The 24,485-nt window shown below is 49.0% G+C and carries 25 protein-coding genes; 1 reads left to right on the forward strand and 24 read right to left on the reverse strand.

Annotated elements, in window-relative coordinates; translation table 11 throughout:
• Positions 1–12 precede the first annotated feature (12 nt).
• From BLT35_RS09630 to BLT35_RS09705, 16 genes are all read right to left on the reverse strand, one after another.
• Positions 13–432: a YkvA family protein gene (locus BLT35_RS09630; protein ID WP_054818337.1), complete on the reverse strand. Its 420-nt coding sequence runs from the start codon at positions 430–432 to the stop codon at positions 13–15.
• A 128-nt stretch (positions 433–560) separates the two neighbouring features.
• Positions 561–2,075, reverse strand: coding sequence for a succinyl-CoA:acetate CoA-transferase ScpC (gene scpC, locus BLT35_RS09635; RefSeq protein ID WP_074727682.1), 1,515 nt, complete (start codon positions 2,073–2,075; stop codon positions 561–563).
• Between the two features lie 132 nt (positions 2,076–2,207).
• Complete coding sequence (locus BLT35_RS09640) at positions 2,208–2,852, reverse strand: LytTR family DNA-binding domain-containing protein (RefSeq protein WP_054818338.1); 645 nt, start codon at positions 2,850–2,852, stop codon at positions 2,208–2,210.
• A gap of 23 nt (positions 2,853–2,875) precedes the next feature.
• Positions 2,876–3,775, reverse strand: coding sequence for an aldo/keto reductase (locus BLT35_RS09645; protein WP_054818339.1), 900 nt, complete (start codon positions 3,773–3,775; stop codon positions 2,876–2,878).
• A 112-nt stretch (positions 3,776–3,887) separates the two neighbouring features.
• A complete protein-coding gene (locus tag BLT35_RS09650) occupies positions 3,888–4,868 on the reverse strand; it encodes an ABC transporter permease (protein WP_062410006.1) in 981 nt (326 codons plus the stop codon).
• Positions 4,861–5,772 (reverse strand): ABC transporter ATP-binding protein, encoded by a 912-nt coding sequence (locus BLT35_RS09655; RefSeq protein WP_062410007.1) that lies wholly within the window; start codon positions 5,770–5,772, stop codon positions 4,861–4,863. The genes BLT35_RS09650 and BLT35_RS09655 overlap by 8 nt, the downstream gene beginning before the upstream one ends.
• Before the next feature lie 11 nt (positions 5,773–5,783).
• Positions 5,784–6,575 carry a GDSL-type esterase/lipase family protein gene (locus tag BLT35_RS09660; RefSeq protein WP_074727756.1) on the reverse strand — a complete coding sequence of 264 codons (792 nt, stop codon included), beginning with the start codon at positions 6,573–6,575 and terminating at the stop codon, positions 5,784–5,786.
• A gap of 192 nt (positions 6,576–6,767) precedes the next feature.
• Positions 6,768–7,925, reverse strand: coding sequence for a glycosyltransferase family 61 protein (locus BLT35_RS09665; protein WP_074727684.1), 1,158 nt, complete (start codon positions 7,923–7,925; stop codon positions 6,768–6,770).
• Complete coding sequence (locus tag BLT35_RS09670; RefSeq protein ID WP_074727686.1) at positions 7,922–9,172, reverse strand: glycosyltransferase family 4 protein; 1,251 nt, start codon at positions 9,170–9,172, stop codon at positions 7,922–7,924. Before BLT35_RS09670 ends, BLT35_RS09665 begins: the two co-directional genes overlap by 4 nt.
• Positions 9,173–9,218: 46 nt before the next feature.
• Entirely contained in the window at positions 9,219–10,001 is a 783-nt protein-coding gene (locus BLT35_RS09675; protein ID WP_054818344.1) for a carboxypeptidase-like regulatory domain-containing protein, read from the reverse strand.
• Positions 10,002–10,279: 278 nt separating this feature from the next.
• Positions 10,280–10,996, reverse strand: a complete 717-nt coding sequence (locus BLT35_RS09680) for an ABC transporter ATP-binding protein (RefSeq protein WP_054818345.1) — start codon at positions 10,994–10,996, stop codon at positions 10,280–10,282.
• Positions 10,996–11,757: an ABC transporter ATP-binding protein gene (locus BLT35_RS09685; RefSeq protein ID WP_054818346.1), complete on the reverse strand. Its 762-nt coding sequence runs from the start codon at positions 11,755–11,757 to the stop codon at positions 10,996–10,998. The genes BLT35_RS09680 and BLT35_RS09685 overlap by 1 nt, the downstream gene beginning before the upstream one ends.
• A 1-nt stretch (position 11,758) precedes the next feature.
• On the reverse strand, positions 11,759–12,709 hold the full coding sequence (locus BLT35_RS09690) for a branched-chain amino acid ABC transporter permease (RefSeq protein WP_062410011.1): 951 nt from the start codon (positions 12,707–12,709) through the stop codon (positions 11,759–11,761).
• A 20-nt stretch (positions 12,710–12,729) separates the two neighbouring features.
• Positions 12,730–13,593, reverse strand: a complete 864-nt coding sequence (locus tag BLT35_RS09695; RefSeq protein WP_074727688.1) for a branched-chain amino acid ABC transporter permease — start codon at positions 13,591–13,593, stop codon at positions 12,730–12,732.
• A 131-nt stretch (positions 13,594–13,724) separates the two neighbouring features.
• A complete protein-coding gene (locus BLT35_RS09700) occupies positions 13,725–14,894 on the reverse strand; it encodes an ABC transporter substrate-binding protein (RefSeq protein ID WP_062410013.1) in 1,170 nt (389 codons plus the stop codon).
• Positions 14,895–15,053: 159 nt separating this feature from the next.
• On the reverse strand, positions 15,054–16,208 hold the full coding sequence (locus BLT35_RS09705) for a hemolysin family protein (RefSeq protein WP_074727691.1): 1,155 nt from the start codon (positions 16,206–16,208) through the stop codon (positions 15,054–15,056).
• Between the two features lie 75 nt (positions 16,209–16,283).
• Between BLT35_RS09705 and BLT35_RS26455 the strand changes: the two genes are divergently transcribed.
• On the forward strand, positions 16,284–16,565 hold the full coding sequence (locus BLT35_RS26455) for a hypothetical protein (protein WP_139170796.1): 282 nt from the start codon (positions 16,284–16,286) through the stop codon (positions 16,563–16,565).
• Positions 16,566–16,573: 8 nt separating this feature from the next.
• Here BLT35_RS26455 and iolB read toward each other — a convergent pair whose 3' ends face one another.
• The 8 genes from iolB to BLT35_RS09745 form a co-directional block, all read right to left on the reverse strand.
• Positions 16,574–17,359, reverse strand: a complete 786-nt coding sequence (gene iolB, locus BLT35_RS09710; RefSeq protein WP_074727693.1) for a 5-deoxy-glucuronate isomerase — start codon at positions 17,357–17,359, stop codon at positions 16,574–16,576.
• Between the two features lie 217 nt (positions 17,360–17,576).
• Positions 17,577–18,491 (reverse strand): acetamidase/formamidase family protein, encoded by a 915-nt coding sequence (locus BLT35_RS09715; protein WP_074727695.1) that lies wholly within the window; start codon positions 18,489–18,491, stop codon positions 17,577–17,579.
• 55 nt (positions 18,492–18,546) lie between these two features.
• Positions 18,547–19,245 carry an ABC transporter ATP-binding protein gene (locus BLT35_RS09720; protein WP_062410017.1) on the reverse strand — a complete coding sequence of 233 codons (699 nt, stop codon included), beginning with the start codon at positions 19,243–19,245 and terminating at the stop codon, positions 18,547–18,549.
• A 59-nt stretch (positions 19,246–19,304) separates the two neighbouring features.
• Entirely contained in the window at positions 19,305–20,066 is a 762-nt protein-coding gene (locus BLT35_RS09725; protein WP_074727697.1) for an ABC transporter ATP-binding protein, read from the reverse strand.
• Positions 20,047–21,105, reverse strand: a complete 1,059-nt coding sequence (locus BLT35_RS09730; RefSeq protein WP_062410018.1) for an ABC transporter permease subunit — start codon at positions 21,103–21,105, stop codon at positions 20,047–20,049. The genes BLT35_RS09725 and BLT35_RS09730 overlap by 20 nt, the downstream gene beginning before the upstream one ends.
• 6 nt (positions 21,106–21,111) lie before the next feature.
• Positions 21,112–21,993 carry an ABC transporter permease subunit gene (locus tag BLT35_RS09735; protein WP_235594176.1) on the reverse strand — a complete coding sequence of 294 codons (882 nt, stop codon included), beginning with the start codon at positions 21,991–21,993 and terminating at the stop codon, positions 21,112–21,114.
• 108 nt (positions 21,994–22,101) lie between these two features.
• Entirely contained in the window at positions 22,102–23,316 is a 1,215-nt protein-coding gene (locus tag BLT35_RS09740; protein ID WP_254777534.1) for an urea ABC transporter substrate-binding protein, read from the reverse strand.
• Between the two features lie 447 nt (positions 23,317–23,763).
• The gene (locus tag BLT35_RS09745) at positions 23,764–24,480 is read right to left on the reverse strand and encodes a FadR/GntR family transcriptional regulator (protein ID WP_062410019.1); all 717 of its coding nucleotides are present in this window, start codon (positions 24,478–24,480) and stop codon (positions 23,764–23,766) included.
• Positions 24,481–24,485: the final 5 nt, after the last annotated feature.

Here is a 24,485-nt window from a genome sequence, read left to right on the forward strand (position 1 = left end):
ATGCGGAGTCCGTCATGGCTTGGCGGGAGACGAATCCCCATCCTCGACGATCTGCGCATCCACATCGATGATATCCGGATGTTGATCGGCATCTTCGCCAAAGAAATCCTTTAATTTATTTTTCGCCTTCAGCTTCACAGCTTCATCAATATTCATAGCGACGGTTCCAACAGCCAACATCAGCGCCCCTAAATCATCTACGTACCCAAGTACAGGGAGCAGATCGGGCACAATATCCAAAGGGAGTATGAAATAGCCCAACGCTCCATAGATTTGCACCTTGGTCTTTAAAGGGATGTTGGGACTCTCCAGCGCATAAAAAAGCAGCAAGCCGCAGTACACCACTTTCATTCCCGCATCCTTGGCATACCTGCCCAGCTTTGACCACAGTCCCGTCTCCGAGTAATGCTTTTCGTACTTGGAATTGCCCATATCTGAATCCCTCCTCTCCGTAACATATACAAATTTCGATAGATGATGTATATTTCCTTTAACCCCCACACAAAAAAAGCCGGCCAAGCGGCCAGCTCGTCATACGCCTGTGAAGGCACTTTCTTTTCTTACCCTGTTTGCAGCATTTTGTGGAGCATAGTCCCGGTCTGCGCGAAATTCGTATGCCAGGAAAATGCCTTTTCCAGGACATGAGGGGTTTGCCCTCCCCTTGTCAGGGCTTCATTATAATATTCCTTCAGCTGCTCGCGGTACATCGGATGCGCACACCGTTCAATAATAAGCTCCGCACGCTCTCTCGGCGCCAATCCGCGCAAATCGGCATAGCCTTGCTCGGTGACCACCACATCCACATCGTGCTCCGTATGATCCACATGAGAAACAAACGGCACGATACTCGATATATTTCCGTCTTTGGCGGTGGATTTCGTTACAAAAATCGCCAGACGGGCGTTTCGGGCAAAATCCCCCGAGCCTCCAATACCATTCATCATGTTCGTTCCCATCACATGTGTCGAGTTCACGTTGCCGTAAATATCGAACTCTAACGCCGTGTTGATCGCGATGATTCCCATACGGCGAATCACTTCAGGGTGATTGGAGAGCTCCTGCGGCCTTAAAATGAGCCGATCGCGGTATTTATCCAAGTTAGGGAACACACGTTCCATGGCGGGGGCGGACAGCGTTATCGAGCAACAGGAAGCAAAGCTGACTTTACCCGCATCCATTAAATCGAAGACGGCATCCTGCAATACTTCGGAGTAAACTTCCAGATCCGTAAATTCCGATTTCAGAAAACCATGAAGGACCGCATTGGAGACCGATCCGATCCCGGACTGTAAAGGGGCAAGCCGCTTCGTTAAGCGACCCGCCTCAACTTCCTTACGCAGAAAGGAAATCAGGTGCTGAGCGATCGTATCCGTCTCCTTGTCCGGCACAGAGATGGTGGATGGAGAATCGGACTGGTTCGTGAAGACGATCCCCCGGATTTTACCCATGTCCACCGGTATTCCCACGGACCCGATCCGGTCATCCGGCTTCGTGATAGGGATAGGCAAACGTTCCCCTTGCCTGCCAGGCTCATATAAATCATGGAGCCCTTCCAGCGCCTGCGACTGCGCCATGTTGATTTCAACGATAATGGACTTCGCATGCTGTGCGAAGACCATCGAATTGCCTACGGAAGTCGACGGAATAATCATCCCGTCCTCCGTGATTGCAATCGCTTCCACAATAGCGAAATCAATCGGCTCCAGTACTTGGCCGCGAACCATTTCAGACGTTTTCGATAAATGCTGATCTATAAAGTAAAATTCTCCCTGATTAATCTTTTTTCGCATCGTAGGGTCCGCTTGGAAAGGAAGACGTTTATGCAGCAAGCCGACTTCAGCGAATAATTTATCAATATCCGATCCCAGCGATGCGCCGGTGTACACATTCACTTTCAATCTTTCGGTTTTGGCGCGTTCCGCCAACGCCATGGGAACCGCTTTCGCATCTCCTGCACGTGTAAAGCCGCTCAGCCCCAGTGTCATACCGTCTTTAATCCAGGAAGCAGCTTCTTCCGCAGAAACGACTTTGTATTGCAGGTGTTGGTTTCTGATTCGATGATAAACGCTTTCCAAAAGGCTCTCCCCCAATCGACTAGTCTTTGCATTTATTTTAAACGATGGCCGTCAAGGGAGAGGATTTTTCGGATGAAATGGATTAAAATCGGGATAGAGCACAAAGATCGGCTGATGAAACAGAGATTTTTTTCAGAACGCGAGCAATTTCCTGAAATAACTGGTGTACGATTGACTGACCGTGATTTTGGTTTGGTTTTTCATGATGAGCACAAGCGTCGAATGAGTATCAGGATAAATTTCCTTGATGTGGTTTACATTTACGATATAGGAGCGATGGCAGCGCACAAAGTAATCCTTCGGCAAAAAGAAATCAAATTCGTTCAGCGTATATTTATGCGTACCGGACAGCTTCTCGGTCACCACATAGGTTTTGCGGTCGCTGGCCTCCAAATACATTACTTCCGGAAAAGGGATCGGAACCCATCCGTCGTGATATTTTACGGTCACTACCGATTTTCCGGTCGTCAAGGTCGGGAATATCGCAGAAACACACCCCGTTAAAACGCCTTCTTGAATGATAGGCACCGCCATGCCGTAATAAGGTACGCCAAATATATCCCGGTCAATAAACTCGGAGATTTTTTGCCGGGCGGTTAACGCTTTATGCGTAATGGTCCCCTCTTTAATCGGGTCGCCGGGCTTGATTTTAAGATTGATCCTTTTGCTTGGCCGGTAATACACATATTCCTCAGTGTTTGAAACGACAATAGAGGTTTCGTCCGAGAACAGCTCCCCTATCGCCTCAAAGATTGAATCCATTGTAAAATGTTCCATGTCACGCACCTTCTTCAACACGATCATACGATATCGAGAGGAACTTTTCTGGAAGGGCCGGGAAATGCTTCGTCCAGTTTCTTTATATCTTCTTCCGTTAATTCGATGCGTCCTGCCGCGGCATTGGCTGTAACATGTTCTTCTGTCGATGCCTTAGGTATGGCGATGACGTCACCGCTTCTTATGCACCATGCCAAAAGAAGCTGAAAAGGTGTAATCCCATGCCGTTCGGCAATCTCCCTGACGACCGGGTTTTCTACCAGCCCTCTTCTTAAAGAGCCTGCCTGCGCTATAGGACAGTAGGCCATAATCGGCATGCGGCGTTCTCTTTGCCAGGGAAGCAGGTCATACTCTATACCGCGGGACCCCAAATGATAAAGCACCTGATTGGTCACACAATGCGTTCCTTTATCCAGACGGACCAGCTCTTTCATATCGTCTGTATCCAGATTCGAAACGCCCCATCGCAAAATTTTCCCCGCTTTAACCAAGCGCTCCATGCCTTCGATCATTTCGCTTAAAGGAACGCTCCCTCTCCAATGCAGCAGATAAAGGTCAAGCCTGTCCGTCTTCAACCTCCTCAGGCTGTCCTCACAGCTTCGGGCTATACGGTTCAGTCCCGAGTTATGCGGGTACACCTTGGATACCAGAAAAACTTCATCTCTTATCCCTTCCAGCGCTTCCCCGACCAGAGACTCCGATCTTCCCTCGCCGTACATTTCGGCCGTGTCGATCAGAGACATTCCGAGCTCCACGCCGAGTCTCAAGGTTCGGATCTCCTCTTTTCTCTTCGCCGGGTCATCCCCGATATGCCAGGTTCCCTGACCCAGTCTAGGTACGAAAGTTCCGTCTGAAAGCCGGACTTTACGTTGATCATTAACCGCTTTGATCTGTTGAATTTGATCCTGGTTGAGTGCAGCCATATTCTCCCCCTCCTTCGATTTTTATCGGATGGTATTATTCCCTGATGAACCGGATTATAACATGATATGATCTTCATCGACAGCAGCGAAAAAGCTCTGCGAATCCTTTGGTTCAATAGACATCCCGTCCGGTAAACGCTGCAAAAGAAATCACCAGCGCCGCGGCGCCCCAGACCGAAAGCACCAGCAGCGAGGAGCCCAGCGACATGCCGGCGATCGGCGGAGCCGCATCTTCCAGGTAATCGATAAGCTGCAGATTGACCATAAACAGATATTTGGCCGATTCCCAGGAAGCGACCATCGCATTCAGAATCGTCCCGGCAATAAGACAAGCCAGCATGATCCCCATGACGGCGGCGGTGCTCCGAACCAGGACAGAGAGCATAAACGTAATCGTAGCGACCACCACCGAGACAAACCACGCCAGACCGAGCGCCATCAGGATAAACTGCCACTGGGGTACCATTCGCACACCCGAGGAATCCAGCTGCCCCCCGCTGACTGAGAATCCGGTAAGAACCGGCGCTGTCCAGCCCTGAAAGCCGAACACCAGCCCGGATATGACGGTCGACAGCAAGCCGAACAGCGTAATAATGAACGACACCGATAAAAGCAGCGCCAAATATTTGCTGAGCAAAATTCGCCATCTTCTTACAGGTCGCGTCAACAGCACCTTCATCGTTCCGGAGCTATGCTCCGAGGATACCAGATCCGCAGCAACCACCATCACCATTAAGGGCAGAAGGAGGTTGATGCTGTTCTCCACAAAGCCCCTTGCGAACGTCGGAGCTCCCGGCTCGGACGGATTAATGTCATGATCCAAATAATACCGCTGCTGCGCGATGCGAATCTCCAAACTTTGGCGCGATTCCTCCGTCGTCCGGGGGTTGGTTAACCGGTTCTCCCAATTGGCGATGCGCTGTTCCAAAGCCGTACGCCAATCGATATCGCCGAATCGTTTGCGGTTTTCTTCCGCCTGCCGATACTGTGCATATGTAAACAGGGAGATCAGAATCCCGATAATCAGCGTAACGACCAGAAGTCTTCTTTTTCCGGTCAGCTTCACCATTTCATTGTAAATCAGGTTAATCAATGCTTTGCCCTCCCGTCAGTTCTATGAATAGATCCTCAAGAGAGGGAAGCTTGCGGCTCATCTCCGTCACGGTTACTCCCGCTTCCACCAGCGCTTGATTCCACCTGCCGACTTCCTGTTCGATATAGGGGGTAATCACAGCATCCCCCTCCATCTGTATCGAACCGGCCAGCCCCTGCAAAACCCGGATCCCCTTCGATATAGGAGCTAGCCGCCAGATGACCCGTTCCTGCCGAGCCAGAAGGCTGTGTACCGTGCCTACTTGAACGACCCGTCCTTTAGAAATAATCGCAACGCGGTCGCACATCATTTGAATTTCACTTAACAAATGACTGGACACCAGCACGCTTAAGCCTTCTTTTTCCGCCAGATAGCGTATGAACTCCCTCATCTCCCGAATGCCGGAGGGGTCGAGCCCATTGGTCGGTTCATCCAAAATCAGTACTTTCGGTCTCCCCAGCAAAGCCTGAGCGATGCCAAGCCTTTGGCGCATACCCAGCGAATAAGTCTTCACCTTATCGTGGATTCTTGCGCCGAGCCCGACCAACTGAACCACTTCCGAAATCCTTGTTTCGTCAATCCCATCCATCATTCGGGCAAAATACTGCAGATTACTCCATCCGCTCAAGTAGGAGTACAGCTCCGGATTTTCAACAATACAGCCCAGATTCTTCATCGCCTCGGGGAACTGCTTATCGATATCATAGCCGCATATGCGAATGAAACCCGCCGTAGGCTTAATCAGCCCTACCAGCATTCGAATGGTTGTCGTTTTCCCGGCGCCGTTCGGCCCTAAAAAACCAAACACCTCGCCGCGCTTTAACTCCAAATCGAGGCCTTGAATGATTTCCCGCTTCCCAATGACCTTTCTCAGGCCCTGCACCGACAATGTAATATCGCTCATGCGCCCACCTCCTACCAAGTAATTAACGAAGCGACCCTTTCCCCGATTAAGCGGTACCCGTCTGCATTAGGGTGGAACAAGTCCCTCGCCAAATAATCCTGCACCTTCAATTGAAACAAGTCGAAGGTCGGAACCAGGACGGTTTGCGGATACCGGGACGCGACCTCGGCGGCTTTATAGTTCCAGTCTCTTACGATCCTGCTTGTGATTTCCGTTTCCTGCAGTTCAATGAACGGATTGTACAACCCGATCAGAAAAATGCGTGCGGCGGCGTTTTCCTCGCGAAGCTGCTTCAGAATTCCATCCAGTTCGCGCAAATAGGCAGACTCGATTTCCTGAATCTTCACCGGATCCAGGTGCCCCAGTGTTTCACCGCCCCGGAACAAGTCATTCCCGCCTATACTGATGACAATGACGTCAGCGGCTTTCACTTGAGCCTGCAGTTCTCTTTCCCGAAGGAGCGAAGCCAATTGGCCGGAGGTTTGTCCGTTTACCCCGTAATTCTCAACCACAATCTCTTGCTCCGACTTCTCCTTGAGGCGATCCAGCATATAGCCGACATAGCCTTTTCCTTCCGGGTCTCCCGTCCCTCTGGTCAAAGAATCGCCAAGCGCAAGCACCCGGAAGCTCCCGTCCTCCACCACGGGTGTATACGGCTCGTCCTGGGCTGCAGGAGCCCTCGCTATAGGAGCGGGCGCTGCATCGCTGAAATAATGCTGCAGTGTCCACGCCAATCCTCCCATCCAGACCAGAAAAGATACGGCCGACACGGCCATAAGCCATTGAATCGATCTCTCTTTCATCTCGCTCCCTTCCCCCATCTCACTTTCCCTTTTTTTCCGAGCATAGCACACAAAGCTGAAAAGAAGCTGAAATAAGCTATGCGGTCTGCAACCGCTACGGCATCGTATACGGTTCGAACAAGTTCGCGTCTCCCTTTGCCAAAACCAAACCCCGAACCTATGCGTTCGGGGTAACCTATACGTTGGGGTTTATCATATATCCATCCCTGTGCGTTTCATCATGCTCCTCAGCCGATCGATATCCACTTCAATTCCCTGTGCCGCTCGGCTTACTTCTCTAACCTTGTTATATTCAAACAAGCTTTTCGACGGCTGCATTTTATTCCCGATGAAATAATAATAATCAAGTCCGGCATGGTTGCTCATGATCCAATAGATCGTATTGATGTAATATGGCGAAAAGATCTCAATGACTTTTGTCCCCCGTTTACAGAATACAAGATTGGTCAGGTTCGCGCCATGCGGGGCAATAATGATTTCTGCGGATGAGAAGATTCGGATCTGCTGCTCTACTGACAATTTGCTGAGGACGACCTTTTGAAAACGGTATTTGCCGAGCAGGTCCATCACTTGGTCTTCATTCGTGATTTTTCGGTAGTTCGCGTCCTCCCGGCTGATATAAAGCCTCTTGTATTCGTTGGCATCGCCCGCCCCGGAATACTTCGAGAACGCATCTCGAAGAAAATCGACGGCCCATCGGGGATAATTGGAATGATACCCGACCAACGACGACACTAGAAGCTTGGCCTGCAGATGGACATTAACCGTTCCGATCGTTAGTCTTGCGCCGGGGGGAATGCCGAGCATGTCTAAAGTTTCCGTGTGGAAGGAAGGGGGAGGATTGTAGTTGGTATTGAAGACAAATTTATCTATGGCTATACCGGTTTTTCTCAGCAATGCTATACGGGGCAGTACGTCCAGCATCCAGTGAAAATAGGAATCGCTCGCCGTATAAGTGAGAACGCCTAACGTTTCGGAGCAGTGTTCAACAGGCGGTAAGCCGGCTTGTTGAAAAACGGAGTGCTGCTCGGGAGAAGATCCCCAAAATTCCAGGGAGACATCCCACAGCAGTTTATTGTCCGGCGTGATGACCGCGCCTCTCGGTCCCCATAGCCTGCCGCCGGGGATAACGGCCACAAATGCGCTGTGATGAAGACGCTGGTGATATTCCCGGGGAGTGAACGCTTCATCCAGCCCTTTAGGTGTACTAAATTGACTGTCATGTTCAGAAAAAAAATCCAGCTTGTTTCCTTCCGTCGGGTTGTCATTCGATTGACACGCCGAGAACCATTCCTCTACGGTCCGATAATAGCCTGCCGGAGGAAGAAGCCTCCCATCTGGTCTGGTCAATGGATTTCCCTCCGTTTCTTATTCTTTCCATAACGACTTTTGTTCATTTGCCGGGCCGTCTCGTATGCCTCTGCCGTCCGATCAATCATGATTTGCGGATGCCAATATTTGCGTGCCCATTGTTTACCCATTTCTGCCAATCGAACCCGCAGAGACGGATCGTTCATCAGTTTTACTATCGCTTCATACAGCTCTTCCGGATTGCGCGGTTCAACCAGCAGCCCCGTATGGTCCGGAATAATTAATTCCGCATTTCCTCCCACACGCGTTGTGATCACGGGAAGACCTACAATCTGAGCCTCCATCACGGCCAATGAATGGTTCTCGATCAGGGTTGGCAGGACAAAGATATCCGCCTGTTTATACAAGTGAATCATATCCTGCTGGTTGCCTAAAAATTGCACGTGTTTTGTTAAACGGAATTGATCCGCCATAGGAACCAGCTCTTCCATTGCAGGACCGTCACCGGCAAATTGACAGATGAAATCATCCCTTTCGTGCAAAAGCTTGCCAATCGCTTCGATTAAATATGACTGTCCCTTATAAGAAACTAATCTCGCCGGGCAAATGATTACCATTTTACCGTTCATCCGGTTTTCACGCGGATTCCCGTTCGCTTGGGCGACAATGGAAGCGGTATCCAGCCCATAAGGAATGACGGCAAGATGATTGCTTGAAACAAAAAACCGGTTCGTATATTCTCTCCGGAGCCATTCGCTGGAAAATATCGTGATATCTGCGGAGGATGCTCCCATATGTTCCTCAATAAAGCTGTATTGCCAGCTCGAAGACCCGGTATCCGCGATTTCCTTGGTCAAAAAAAACTCTTCATTCAGCAGCCCGTGAATGGTGGCGACATGGGCAGCTTGTACAGGTTTAACCCGGGAAATCGCTCTGGTGGAAATGACGTCATGCGTATGAATCAAATCATATTGATCCAGGCCGATCAAGGCCGATGCCATTTCAAACACATATCGCTCAATCTCCCGAAAGCGGGCCCAAGGCTCCAATTCCGGAAGCTCCTGGTTAAAATAGTCCATCATGATGTCGTGCACAGGAAACAAAATGGGATTTTTTTCTATCGTGAGCTGATCACTCAATCGATAAATTTTATTCATATCCGGATGATGGGCCAGTATGTCCACCTGATGTCCGAGTTTTTCCAAGCCTTGTTTCAGCACGTTTAAGTACGTATTGACTCCACCTATATGAGGAACAAACCAGTAGGTGACAAGCAAGATTTTCATAAATGAAACCTCCTTATCGGTACCCCAGCTGTCAAGAGCCTGTTTGTTATGAATGCGGCAGCATGGGAATATGGATTACCTTAGAAAAGCCATCCATATGAACCCTAATGATCTGATCACCATATCGACTGGATTGGCCTACCACTTGGTATGCTCCGGCCGGCAGCCCCTTACACTGATAGTACCCCTTCTTATTAATCCCTATTTTCCTGACCAGGATTTGGTCTTTGTTGAATATCTGAACCGTCCCCTCCGTTAAAAACCGTCCCGTAAATTTGTCATACACCATACCGCTTATAGAGGATAGGCTGTCAGACCTCTTGTCCCACCACAAACTGTTCTTAAATGGATGCAGCATTTCTTTATCGGGAATTTTATACGTATCGGCAAGAATGAAGGATAACCGGTCCCATAGGGGTTCGTCTGTGCAGTTAAAAATGTTTCTTGGCTTGAAATCGAGCAGATCATGATACGGTTCCATCGCATCAGGCAGTTCGGGAATGACGATATCATCAAGCAAAAAGGAGAGTTTCCTTGTATCTTCGCTGATCCCTTTATCCTTCGGTACAAAAACAGAGCTGGAGATAATCAGCAGCTTTCCCTGCATTACGGGTTTCATTTTCGTTTGCATGGTGAAATGGCCTTCTTGGATCTCTGCCTGATCCATCAGTTCACCATTGATATAAACGGAGATCGTGAGTTGTTCAGGCCATGGGTGTCTGCGTCCGGAAATGATTAAAGCTGTTGTTCTCCTGATAGGAGGCAATGGAATGACAAAATACTTGGAAAGCCATCCATCAGGATAACGGTCCGTAAATATAGCGCTCATCAACATCCCTCCGTTTTTTTGATTTTGTTGTTGCCACCCTTTGATGGACGAACAGATCGTGGTCAAACCCGGAAGGTGCGTAAGCTCCCCGGACTTTATATCAAAATATGTGATAGAAAAATATATTGAAACGGCAATAGACTACGTCTTTCATTTTTAAGATCGCCGGGGTCCGGGCGGCTCTATCTACTCGAATCTGTATGCATAGAAAAAAGACAGCCCGAATGAAAATATCATTCGGACTGCCCTTGTTAACCATCGGGTGGATCGGTCATCTCTCAAGCATGCTTCTTTCCACCCAGATACGCGTCTTTCACCCTATCATTGTGAAGTAAATCCTGCGCTTCGCCGCTCAGAACGATTTGTCCGGATTCGAGAACATAACCGTAATCGGCTATCTTGAGCACCTGCCGAACGTTCTGCTCCACGATCAGCACCGTCGTTCCTTCTTGATTGATCTGCCGGATGACCTTAAAGATATCGGAAACAATGATCGGAGCCAATCCCATAGAAGGCTCATCGAGCAGCAGCAGCTTCGGACGGGACATCAGCGCACGCGCGATGGCAAGCATTTGCTGCTGTCCGCCGGACATCGTTCCGGCAAGCTGGTCCACCCGCTCTTTCAGAATCGGAAACCAGGCGAACATCTTCTCGATATCCTGTTGAATACCTTGGCGATCGTTGCGCTGGTAAGCGCCAAGCTCCAGGTTCTCGAGTACGGTCATCGGAGCCAGCACCTGACGGCCTTCCGGAACCAAAGCCAGCCCTTCCTTGACCAATTGGTGAGGCTTCATTCCCTGCACCTGCTTACCGTTAAGGGTGATGGAACCGCTCCGCGGCGTAAGCACACCAGCTACCGTCTTCATCAGCGTCGTCTTCCCGGCCCCGTTAGCGCCGATCAGAGAAACGATTTTCCCTTCGGGCACTTCAAGCGAAATGCCCTTTAATGCGCGAATATTGCCATAGTACGTTTCGAGATTTTGGATCGCAAGCATCACTCATCCTCCTTCCCGAGGTAAGCCTCGATGACATCAGGATGGTTTTGGATTTCCTCAGGTGAGCCTTCGGCAATTTTCACGCCGAAATTGATGCACACCACTCTATCGCACAGGGTCATGACCAGCGGCATATCATGCTCGACGAGCAGGACCGTCGTACCGTTGTCCCGGATTTTACGGATCAGGTTCATGAGCTCATGCGTCTCGCTTTCGATCATTCCCGCCGCCGGTTCATCAAGCAAAAGCAGCTTCGGATTCGTCGCCAGCGCCCGGGCGATTTCGAGTCTGCGCTGCTGTCCATACGCCAGCGTATCGGATCGGATGTCTGCGACGTCCTTCAGGCCGACGAATTCAAGCAGTTTCATCGAACGCTCCTGTACATGGGCTTCTTCTTTCTTTTGGCCGGGCAGATGCAGCAGAGAAGCCCAGTAACCGGATTTGGTTACCGTATGCATCCCGACCTTAATGTTTTCCAAAGCGCTCATATGGCCGAACAAACGGATGTTTTGAAAGGTACGGGCGATGCCAAGCTCCGTAATTTTGTGCGGAGGCAGCTGCAGCAGATTCGTTCCGTCAAAGACGATGCTTCCTATCGTCGGCGGAAAAATGCCCGTGATCATGTTGAAAATCGTCGTTTTTCCAGCCCCGTTCGGTCCGATCAAACCAAGGATCTGGCCTCTGTCCAGACTGAAATTCACATCCGACAGCGCCTTAATCCCGCCGAATGTTTTACCAATTTGCTTCAATTCGAGCAGCATGCTACAGCCCCCCTTTGCCGGAAGTTTTGCTTTTGCGTTGTTTCCATTTGGCAAATGTGCTGGCCGTGATCAAGCCATGCGGACGGAACGCCATAACGAGGATCAGCAAGGTGCCGTAGAAGATCATTTTGTATTCGGCCAGAACGCGCAAATACTCCGGCAATCCTGTTAACAACGCCGCCCCGAAGAGCGGACCGATAATGACTTCCGAACCGCCGACAACGGCAAACGATAATATTTCCACAGCCCGGTGATAATTGAAATCGTCCGGCGTGATGCTCGTCGTAATGTGGGCATAGAGGCCGCCGCCCAGCCCCGCGAGCATGGAACCGATCAAATAAGCCAGCATCTTGTAATACGTAATATTGATGCCCATGGCGCGGGCCGCTGTTTCATCCGCACGGATGGCGCTGAACGCCCGGCCGACCCGGGAACGGTCCAGACGAATTTGGCATAATAAAATAACGATAAATAAAAGCATCATCGCAATTAAGGTCGATAAGGCTTTCATTTGAGATACGGAAATCCCCAAAACGGATGCATCCAGTCCAATTAACTTCTCCAGCTCGTATAACCGCGTTCCGATCGATTGCAATCCGGTAAGACCCAGCGCACCGTTGGTGATTTCCAGGTTCAGCATAATGACCCGGACAACCTCGCCGAAACCAAGGGTAGCAATAGCCAGATACAGTCCATGAAGTCTTAATGTGGGATAACCGATAATTAAAGCCACAATCCCGGTAATGATCACTGCGAGAATTAACGCCACAATTAACGGCAAATCCGCCGATTTGGTAGCAATGGATGCGGTATACGCTCCAATACTCATAAACCCTGCATGTCCAAGCGAAAGCTGTCCCGTAGACAACGTAATATAAATACTGATAGCCAAAATCAAATTCAGGAACAAAAAGGTGAAAACCTGCAGCGTATAAGGATTTAAAAAGTCCATTTTCTTCTCATGATCCCCCTTTACGCCTTTTTCCCAAACAGACCTTGCGGCCGGATGAGGAGGATGACAATAATCATACCGAAGGCTACGGCATCCCTGTAAGAGGAATCACCATAAGCAACGGCCAATACTTCCGACATGCCGATCAGCACGCCGCACACCATGGCCCCGGGAATGCTGCCGACTCCGCCAAGGATAAGGGCAGCCAAGCCTTTGAAGCCCAGTGTCAGACCCATCGACGGGATTAATGCCGAATAAGCAATACCGATCAGCATGCCGGCGATGCCGCCCAGAGCCGAAGCAATCACCACGGTCATAATAATGACGGCGTTCGTATTGATGCCCAAAATCCCTGCGGTTTCCGTATTTTCCGCAGTTGCTCTGAGCGCCTTACCCATTTTGGTCTTTTGAATCCAATAATTCAGAATGACCATTAAACACAGTGAGATGCCGATGATGATCAGATCCGCCGCGCGCATCTGCACGGGTCCTATATGGAAAACGGCCGCTCCGACACTCGGCACCGACCGGGAATCCGCTCCAAAGAATACATGAGTCAATTCTTCGATCAGGATGGCGAAACCAATCGTGCTGATTAGAGGCGCCAGATGCGGTACGTTCTTTTTTCTTAGCGGCCGCAGCGCGGTGAATTCAAGCACAAGCCCCAAGATTCCCGATACGATGACCGCAACGGGAAATGCGACCATAAACGGCAATCCGGTATTAACCGTAAGACTCAATCCCACAAGCGAACCGAAAATAAAGATCTGACCATGTGCCATGTTGATAATGCGCAGCACACCGAAAATAAGCGTATAGCCGATAGCGATCAATGAATAGGTACTTCCTACGGTCAATCCGTTGAAGAGCTGCTGCCAAATCACGCTGTCTCCTCCTTTTTTCAAAATGGGCTTACGAAACAAGCAACCCGGGCAGCACCCGGGTAACTTGTTTGTTTCCCTAACTATTCAAACCTTCATTAACTTACACAAAGGGGGCCTAAAGATGGAGTGGATTATTCGAACGTTACAAACTTGCCGGCTTTCACCGTAACGACGACAGGCACACCGATCGGATTACGTTTTTCATCAAAGGAGAGCTTGCCCGATACGCCATTGAAGTCCTTCAGCTGGGCCAATTCGTCACGCAATGCGTTACGGTCACCGCCTTTATTCGTTTTCAAAAGGGACTGGGCCATAATATACATCCCGTCATACGCCTGAGCCGCGAATTGATCCGGTTTCTTGCCGTATTTCTCTTCATATTTTTTCACGAAATTTTGTACATTTTCGTCTTTTTTGTCCGGGCTGAACGGCGTGGCTACGATAAGACCTTCCGCCGCGTGGCCGGCAATTTCCAACACTTGCGGATTGTTAAAGCCGTTGCCGCCGATAATCGGTACATTCAGACCGATTTCGCGTGCTTTTTTCACAACAAGAGAACCTTCCTTATATAATGCCGAAACGAACAATGCATCCGGATTGGCTGCTTTGATTTTGGTCAGCTGTGCGGCGAAGTCTACATCCCCATTCGAGAACGTTTCTTCACCCAGGTTGGTTAGTCCCATCTTTTCCGCCGTAGCCTTCATGGTTTTAAACCCGGATACGGAGAAATCGTCGTTCTTCGCATAAATGAAAGCCGCTGTCTTGATCCCGTGCTTCTTCACAGCCACATCCATAGCGGCAGGAATCGCTACGGACTCAGGCAGGGAATTGCGGAATACATATTCGCCGATGTCGTTAATGCCCTCGGCAGTATTGGAGATTCCGAGAATCGGAGTTTCCGCTTCACTGGCTACCGGTCCAATCGCAAACATTTCGCCGGACAAGGTCGGACCGATGATCCCGACGACTTTATCCTGGTTAATCAATTTATTGGCCGCATTGATAGCGCTTTCTTTCTTTCCTCCCGAATCTTCGGTGATGAGCTCGATTTTTAATTTTCCTTTGTTCGCTTCATTTAACTCGGTTAAAGCAAGCTCTAAACCTTGTTTTTGGGCTTCGCCATAGGCCGCCCCGCTTCCGGAAAGGAATCCGATGTAACCGATTTTAGCCACCTGTTCGCCATTTCCGGCTTCCGCCCCGGATCCGCCGTTGGTTGCCGCAGGCTGCGCACCGCAGCCAGCCAATAAGGCCAAGCTCAATACAGCGGAAAGAACTGTACCCATGCCTTTTCTCTGTCTCATGTCGCATCTCCCTTTGAATAAGTATTAATAACAAAAAATGTAACAAATTTATTAACAAAGTGTCAATAACAAATCTCTTACTATTTCGACACTTTTCCTGCACGTTTCCAATTAATAAATAAGCAAAAAGCACCGACCCGAAGGTCCGTGCTTTTTAGATCACATTGACTTGTCAATGATTACCTTTAGTATCCGTTTTTCATCCGTTTCCCCCGCCTTAAAGACCACGCCGTTCCATTCCAGGACCGGTTTTTCGCCCAATTCGGGTATTCGGGCCAATTGGCCTATCAAAAACCCGCTTAACGTATCGTAGTCATCGGTCGGCAGTTCCATATCCAGCAATTTTTCCACATCGTCCAAACTGGTGTAGCCTTGTACCATAAATGTATTTTCACCGATGGCGATGACTTCCTTCTCTTCCTCATCATGCTCGTCGAAAATATTTCCGACGATTTCCTCAAGCAAATCCTCGATCGTCACAATACCCGCTGTTCCCCCATATTCATCAATGGCAACCGCCATATGGACCTTGTTCTTCTGCAGGTCCTTGAACAGTTCGTCGATCCGCTTGGCCGCCGGAACAAGATACGGTGCTCGTATGACATCCTTGATATCAAGAACATGCTCATGACGGCTTTCCAGACACAATATGATGTCCTTTACATGTAGAATTCCTACAATATTATCAATTCCCTTCTCAAAAACCGGGAATCTCGTATATTTCTCCATATGAATCAATTGCACGACTTCTTCGAGCGTCGCCGTGATCGGAATAGCCACGATATTCGTCCGGTAAGTCATAATATCGGAGACGACTTTATTGTCAAACTCAAAAATATTGTCGATCATCATTTTCTCGGTTTCCTGAATGGTTCCCCGCTCCTTGCCGATATCCACCATCATCCGGATTTCCTCTTCCGTCACCTGCTCGTCATTGGCATGGGGATCCACGCCGAATACACGAACGATCACATTGGTGGAGGCTGTCAGCAGCTTAACAAACGGAGACGCGATCACCGACAGCGCGGTCAAAGGCCGCACCACGATCATGGATATGGCTTCCGCTTTTTTCATGGCCAACCGCTTGGGCACCAATTCACCGAATACTAACGTGAAGTAGGACAGCACCAGCGTAATAAAGATCACGGATATCTTTTCCAATAAATTCTGCGAGATCGGCACTCCCATTTCATAAATGAAACGGGCCAAGCTCCCGGCAAAGCTATCTGCCGCAAAGGCACTCGCCAGAAATCCGGCCAGCGTGATTCCGATTTGTATCGTAGCCAGAAACCGATAATCTCCACGCTTGTTCATCCTCCGTTAATGGTACTTGTCCATCATATAAAAGCAAAGGCATCCTTCAAATTCACAACGGAGGGATCAATTGCCTTGATTCGCGTCTATTTCAATGGCCTGCTCCTGCTGCCCGAAACGATGAACATGATCTCCGGAAAAGTCGGCCATGGACTTCCCATCCCCAATTTATATTTACTAATAAATAACTTACATATCAAGTTTCTCGGACCATCCCTTAACAGAATTTCCCAAACCCTAAACGTTCATCCCGTTTTTTTTGAGAATATGATTGCCGCTGCGAGCCCAATCGATTTCTTTACCGCCGCAAGTCAACAAAGACCCGACTGCAATCGAGCATTGCCATCAGGTCATTGATGATTCGTTTACTTCAGCCATTCATGAGCCGGATCAAAATACGGCACTAACGTCCTGCCATCGTCTCCGGCCATCACCCACAAATAATAGATGGGATACCCTCCCGCCGCGCTAAGCGGATGATATCCTCTATCCACTGCGAAGCTGTCTCCATGTCTTACTACGTAGGCTTGATCGATGCTTTGATCCTCCGTGTAATGCATTTGGATGCCATACCCCTGCTCAGGATTGAATTGATAATAAAAAAGCGCTTCCAGATGCCGCTCATTTGAAGAAAATTTATGAGGGGGATAGCTTGACCAATGCCCGGGCTGGAGATAGGTCTCCCCCAGGATCATACGGTGGACGCGGCCTTCGCCATTGTCGCCGATAATATCATTGACTTCCCGCCGCCACGTTTCCTTGCCCCGGGGGTGGGCAACGACTTCGTTCGGCCTGACAACGAAAGGCGCATACTTGCTTTCCGCTTTAACCTTGCATACGGCGATTTGGACATCATTCGACTGCGCGGTCACTTGATAACCGGATTGGCATGGGATGTACACCGCAGTTGCTTTCCCTTTAAATACATTGTTCCTTTCTCCCAGGTCCGTCCACTTCTCATTCTCGCAAGCAACCGTCACCTTACCCGTCAAAAGGACTAAAGCCGTTTCATAACCGCCCGTCTGGCTGGAATAGTCTTCACCTTCAGCAGTTAAGGATATTTTTCCGAACGCAACATATTTTAAATCGTGGTCTTCGGTGATGATATCCTGATATCCTGCCGCTTCCTTTGCTTTGAATAAATAAGCCAATGCTGCCACTCCTTTTTTATTTGGAAATCATTGTATACATTGTGTATTTTATAATGTTATGTGATAAGCGCTTACATAGCAATAGTTTTTTGCTTAGGAAAATAAAGAAGAAGCCCCTCCAAGTAAACGGTTGTGCTCTTCTTGCACACTTGTCTATTTAAAGGGGATTCTTCGGATTGGAGAATCGCCAGGGCTTTTTATACGGATTCTCTTTTCATTAATCCTGAACCAAAGCGTATTTCTTGTCAATTTTGGCTACCAAAGAATAATAAGTGTCTACCATGTTGCCGACATGGAGCTTGCCGATTTGGGTTAGCGCCTGATAGGCCTCCCATTGATCCCAGCCGAGCTCTACCATCCAGTCAATTAATTCCGCGTAAGCGATGCGTGCCGCATCCTCCATCGGACGCGCGCTCCCTACGACCATAAGCTCCGTGGGACTTTCAATTCTGGGCCATTTAATGGCTTTCCCTTTGATTAATTCAAATTTCAGCGTGACCTTCGCCGTAATCTCCAAAGCCACACCGCATAATTCACCGTCGCCTTGACCTGCATGACAATCTCCTGTAAAGAAGTACGCTCCCGGCACCCGTACAGGCAAATAAACGGTGTTGCCCGGCTTCGTATCGGGTACGTCCATATTTCCCCCATGGTCTGCCGGAGTCAATGCGGATATCGCTTCAAGCTCCGGAGCCGTACCGATCGTACCTAAAAACGGACGCCAGGGAAATTTCAATCGCTTGTTGTAAGTTAACTCGTTATCCTCCAGTTTATAAATAAACACCTTCTCCGGAAGCGGTTCGTTCAAGGTGCGTGTGGTGTTCGTGGCCGTTAACCCGCCGAAGTTAGGCAGATGCGCGCTAACCGCCCAATCCCTGGTCGGCTCTATGTCCATAATGTGTACTGCCAGCGTATCGCCGGGCTCCGCCCCTTCGACAAAGATAGGCCCTGTTTGGGGATTTAAATAGTTGCCCAATATTTTTGACGGAATATCGGTATCCTTCGTAACCCGATCTTCAAAGGCGTCCCTCGTATAGATGGCTACGGTTTCCCCCGGATTCACTGTGGCTATAGGCTCCAGATAACGGCTGAATACGTAACTATGTGCTCCGGGTTGTCTGATTTCTTTCATTAGGTTCGACTCTCCTCATCCCATAAGATTTGATTTCATAACCGACGTTTTTCGGCTACACGGCCAAATAGCGTTTGATCTGATCGTAATCGGCCATCACTTCGGCCGTGAGTTCGCCTACAATACTCCCTTTATCCATCGCGTAGCAGCGGTCGGACATCTGTTGAATCAGTCCGATATGCTGCTCCACAAACAGGACGGTCAAGCCCCAGTCCCGATTAATCCGTTTGATGATATCGCTGATTTGCAAAATAATACTGGGCTGAATGCCTTCCGAAGGCTCATCCAATAAAAGCAGCTCCGGTTTGCCGACCAAAGCTCTGCTGATGGAGAGCATCGCCTGCTCGCCGCCGCTCAGCGTGCCCGCCTTCTGGGTTCGCCGCTCCCTTAATCTCGGAAAATAGTCATATAATATGCCGAAGTCGATATTGGCCTCCTTTTTATTAATTTGGCTACCCATTTTCAAATTTTCTTCCACCGTCAATTTCGGAAAAATCCCGTGTCCCTGGGGAACATAACCGATGCCAATCCGAGCTCTTTCATGCGATGCGCTGGATGAAATGTCCTGTCCTTTGAAATAAATCTTTCCTTCTTTGGCATGATTCAGGCCAATCAGCGTTTTCATAAAGGTGCTTTTACCTACACCGTTACGTCCGATGATCGACACGATTTCCCCTTGCCTTACGTGAATATTCACATCGCGAATGATCATGATCTTGCCGTATCCCGACACCAGCTTCTCTACCTTAATCATCCGGTTTCCCCCTTAAGCTCACAGTCTGCCCGAGCCGTCTGATGTCTTTAGCCGCAATGTTAAACCTTGCCCAAATAGATTCTGACGACTTCCTCATTCGCTTCAATTTCGCTCAACGTCCCTTCCGCAAAAGGCTTTCCGTAATGCAGTACCGTCACATTCTCGGCTATCCGCCGGACAAATTCCATATCGTGGTCAATAAACAAAATCGTGATGCCGGATTCATTCATCTTTTTCACCAATTGTGCGGTAAATTCCGTTTCCTCAGGCCCCATTCCGGCGGCCGGTTCGTCCAGCAGCAGGATGTCCGGTTTTGAAGCAAGCGCCATAGCGATTTCCAGCCATTGCTGCTGCCCATGAGACAAATTGCTGACCTGAGGGTTGCCTAATTGTTCAATGCCTACGAAAGAAAGCAGACGGTCAATCTCAGCTTCGACATCGCCCGGCTCGACGAAATTTTGAGTGGCGATCCGCATGTTATCCCGCAATGAAAGTTCTCCATATACACCGGGAACCTGCATTTTAATGCTGATTCCCATACGCGCCCTCTTCCAAGTATCGTATTTCGTAATGTCGTTTCCTTTGAACAGTATATGTCCCTGGGTTGGAGGATAGATCCCCATAATCAACTTAAACACGGTACTCTTGCCTGCACCGTTAGGACCAATCAGGCAGCGCAGCTCACCGCGCCTGACCGACATGTTGACGCCATCCACCGCCTTTAACCCGCCAAACTGCTTGACAACGTTCCGGAGTTCCAGCAGCGTTTCCTTCTGTGGGGGCTCCAAAACCGGCGAAATTTCAGATCGTAGATTTCCCATGGATACCCTCCTTCATCACTTGCATAGGATTCACGTCCTTTTTCCGGTTAAAAAATAGGCGGTCCAGTCCTTTGAAAAGCTCGACAATAATTCCTTCCGGAACGAACCTGACGACAAGCAGGAGCGAAACGCCGAGAATGACTAAGGCAAACTGATTTCCGCTTGAGGAAAGATATTGGGAAAACCAGGAATAAATCAGGGTGAAAACCATAGCCGCCGTTAAGTTCTTCCGTCCTCCGGCTGCCACAAGGACGACGGGCAGCGTCGCTGCAGCCAGACCCATGGTGGAGGGTGTCATATAGTTGCCCCATGCCGCATATAAAATGCCGCCTAATGAAGCTATCATGCCGCTTAACGTGAATACCATCGTCTGAATTTTGGGAACATTATACCCGAACATATGACTGCGTTCTCTGTTTTCCCGAATCGCGAGAAGCGCGTATCCCCACCTCGAAACGACCAGATAACGAAGCAGAAGGTATATGGCTATGAGCAAAAAGAGAACTAAATAGTAAAAGCTATTGCCGTTGAAAGTGAACAAGGCTTCCCCGAACCCGATGGAAACGGTAGGAATGCCGTTGATCCCGTTATAGCCTCCCAACAGCACGTCGCCGATTTTCCATTCAGAGCCCGCCGTCTGCGCCATGAAGGTTTCCAGAACGAGCGTAACGCACAACGTAATCAGCCCGACGAAAACGTCGTTCACTCCTCCGTAGAACATAAAATAACCGAGAATCCAGGCCACGACGCCTGCCGCCAATACGCCTGCGACAAGAGCAACGGGAGTAAAGGAAGGTTCGCCCACATTTAAATAAAGAATGCCGTAAACATAACCGCCGATACCGAAAAAGATCGTTTGACCGAAGCTGAAAATCCCGGTATAGCCCCAAATCAAAGCCAGACTTAATGACAGAAACACCGAAATCATGAAGTTAGCCACATTCAACACTTTATATGCGGATGCAAACAACGGGATCAAGATAAAGGCGGCAAAAAGCAAGACCGCTATGACATTCTCCGCATTCAACCGAAATTTCATTGCCCGTTACCTCCCCCGCATTAATTTTTTCTCGATCAGTCCTGAAAAACCAAGCGGGAATATTCGAATGAAAAGAATCGCTACGACCAAAAGACCCAATTTGCCGATCAGCGTGCCATAAAGCATGGACAGCACACTGTTCACTGCCGACAAGGCGCCTCCGGATAATAAAGTGCCCACCAGCGGATTCGCGCCGCCGACAATCACCGTAACAAAGCTCGGCATAATGAAGCTGGACCCGAACGTCGGCGAAATCGACATCGTCGGAGCATACAGGCCGCCTGTCAGCCCGGCGAATGCCGACCCCAGCATAAAGGTAATGGTATACATCCTGGAAGTATTGGTTCCCAAACTTTGCGCAACCGCGCGATTTTGCATCGTCGCTCTGGACCTTAGTCCAAACTCTGTATGCATAAACAACCAGTACATGAAAAACAGCAGAGCCAAAGCACAAACAAATAAAACCACCCTGTAGTAGGAATAGGATCCATCGCCTAAAGTAAAGGAACCGAGCGGAGTCGAGATGCCCTGTAAAGAAGGACCCATAAGAATAAGCATGCCCTGGCCCAAAATAAGACTGATCCCCCAGGTCGCTACTACCGAATCCAACGGACGGCCATACAGGTAACGAATAATTAATCGGTCAACAATGTAACCGAAGATCGCTACGAAAACTGTCGCCGCGACGACCGCCAACGGCAATGGAACACGGGAGTGCGCCAGCAATGTCGTAATATACGCTCCGAGCATGATAAACTCTCCATGAGCGAGATTGACGATGCCCATCATACCGAATATAATCGCCAAGCCTATCGCCGATATGATCAGGAAAGCAAAGCTGTCCATGAGCTGATAAGATACGTTGAAGATACTAAAGAGAAAATTCACCGGGCCGCCTCCTTTCCGAACTTCTACCCGATGCTTGCGAGGGCTGCCCTAAGCGATATCCGCACACCGGTATCCGCCAGGCCAAACCCAAAGCCGCATGTTGTATTTCTATTTATCCAAAGGTGTATATTGTTTGTTGTCCGCTTTCGTTGTCAAATCGACGCCCTTCTCTTTGGACAACCAGTCCGGCACCACATTCTCGAAGGTTTCGGGGAAGGTGATCTTATGATTCTCGTCCGCGTGCGCCAAATACACATTCTTAATCGCATGGTGCGTTTTTGGATCAATGGTTGTTTTTCCCGACGGGGAATCCACGCTAATCCCGCTTTCAAGCGCCTTGATTACCGCTTCCTTCTCTACGGTTCCCGCTTTTTTGACGGCCTCCGCCCATAAATAAACGCCTGTGTACTGGGCTTCCGCTTCCATCCCGATATACGGCTCATCCGGGAATTTCTCGCGCCATTTTTTCACAAAAGCCTTCGCCTCCGGCGTCTCCAACTCTTCCATAAAGGTTGCCGTGACATACATATTCGCCAAGGCCGGCGGTTTGAACCGCTTGTGCTCGTAGGCTTGAGCCATATTGACCGTCGTGGCCATCGGCAGACCCTTGATACCGGATTTGGACCACTGCTCATAGAAAGATGACTGGGGAACGCCTACCAGCAATGTCACCAGGACATCCGGTTTGGCCTGCTGAATCTTGCTGATGGTGCTGCTGAACTGAGATACGCTTAACGGGATGAATTCCTCGCCAATGATTTTGCCGCCGTTTTCTTCCGCCGTTTTCTTCACCCATTGAGCCGTAATTTGGCCGAAGTTGTAATCAGCCGCAATCGTGTAAATATTCGGTCCGTACTTCTTGATCATGGATTTGATCAGTGTCACGACTTGATGCTCCGGCACGGCGCCGGTAGCAAACGTATATTTGCTGGCAACGCCGCCTTCGTATTGATTGTTATAGAAGTAAAGCATTTTGTTTTGTTCCATAATCGGACGGATCGCCTCGCGGGATGCACTGGTATATCCGCCCATCACCACATCGACTTTGTCCTCGAGAATCAATTTGCGGGCCATTTCCTGATAACGCTGGTTGTCTGACTGCGTATCGGGAGCCACGATTTCAATTTGCCTGCCCAATAGCCCTCCGCTTTTATTGATTTCATCGACAGCCAGCTCGGCCGCATGATATTTTTGCATACCTACCAGAGCAAAATCGCCTGAGCGATCCTCTAATACTCCGAGCTTAATGGGAGAATTGCTTGCATCCGATCCGGAATCGGATGAGGACGGAGAAGAAGAACCGCAAGCGGCCAACATGGACATACACAAGACTAGAGCAGCGCTAATGAAGGTCTTAGGTTTTAACAATTTGCGATATGAATGGGTCATAAGATGTATGTACCTCCTGATCATTTTTTTAATTTCCGGCCTTACTTCATTCCTGATTGACCATCCCATTCTCTATGCCGAAATACGTGTCCCCCCCGTGTGATCATCTGAAGAAACTTGGTCAGACCAGAAGTGTGTAAAAAATTTTGTTATATTATATAACATGAAACTTGGTCTGACCAACTTCTTATGGGCTATTATAGCACTATACATTGTTTTTGAATAGTATTTATGTAATATTTATTTACACTAAATAAAAAATAAAGGCCTTTAAATTTTATAGTTAACATAATAAGTAATATATTTGCTCTCGTTACCTTAAAAAATGGATACAAAAAAAGGCCTGCAGCAGGCCTTGGGTAGCTGAGCATGATATGTTCTTCATCCATCGTTGGGCGTAGGATCGAGGGACTTGATCAACTGAATGGTGTAATCGATATGCCTTTCCATTTCTTCAGCGGCACGACGACCGTCCTTGTCGATAATGGCCTGCAGTATGGCCTGGTGCTGACGGGTAAATTCAGCGTTGGCTCCGCTGATCATCTGCGTTTGAACACGAACGGTATACAAGTTCGGCGTGACCAGATCCGAAACCAAAATCAATATATCCGATAGCGTATTATTATAAGCGGCTTTCGCAAGAAACAAATGAAAATCGATGTCCGCCTGGATCATGTTTTCCAGATCAGCAGCTGCAACCATCCGCTCCATGACGCCTTGCATTAAACGGATGTCGGCGTCTTTTCTGCGTTTTGCCGCCAGTTTAGCAATACCGCCCTCAAGCACCTTCCGGGATTCCAATAATTCAACGGATGTTTCCGTAGGAATCGTGAAAAACGGGAGCATATTGGTCAATATTTTGGGAATATGAGGAGTTTTAAGAACGGTGCCTTCACCCGGTTTAGAGTGAATCACGTCGAACATCTCCAATATTCGCAGCGCTTCTCTTACCGAAGACCTGCTCACCTGTAAAAATGAGGCCAACTCGCGTTCGGTCATTAATTTATCACCGGCAACCAAATTGCAGGAAGTAATATACTCACGAATTTGATGCAATACTTGTTCAAACATCCGATGATTTTTTTGGACTGTCGTCATTCCAA

Origin of the sequence: Paenibacillus naphthalenovorans, assembly GCF_900099895.1 — a bacterium.
GTDB lineage: Bacteria > Bacillota > Bacilli > Paenibacillales > NBRC-103111 > Paenibacillus_G > Paenibacillus_G naphthalenovorans.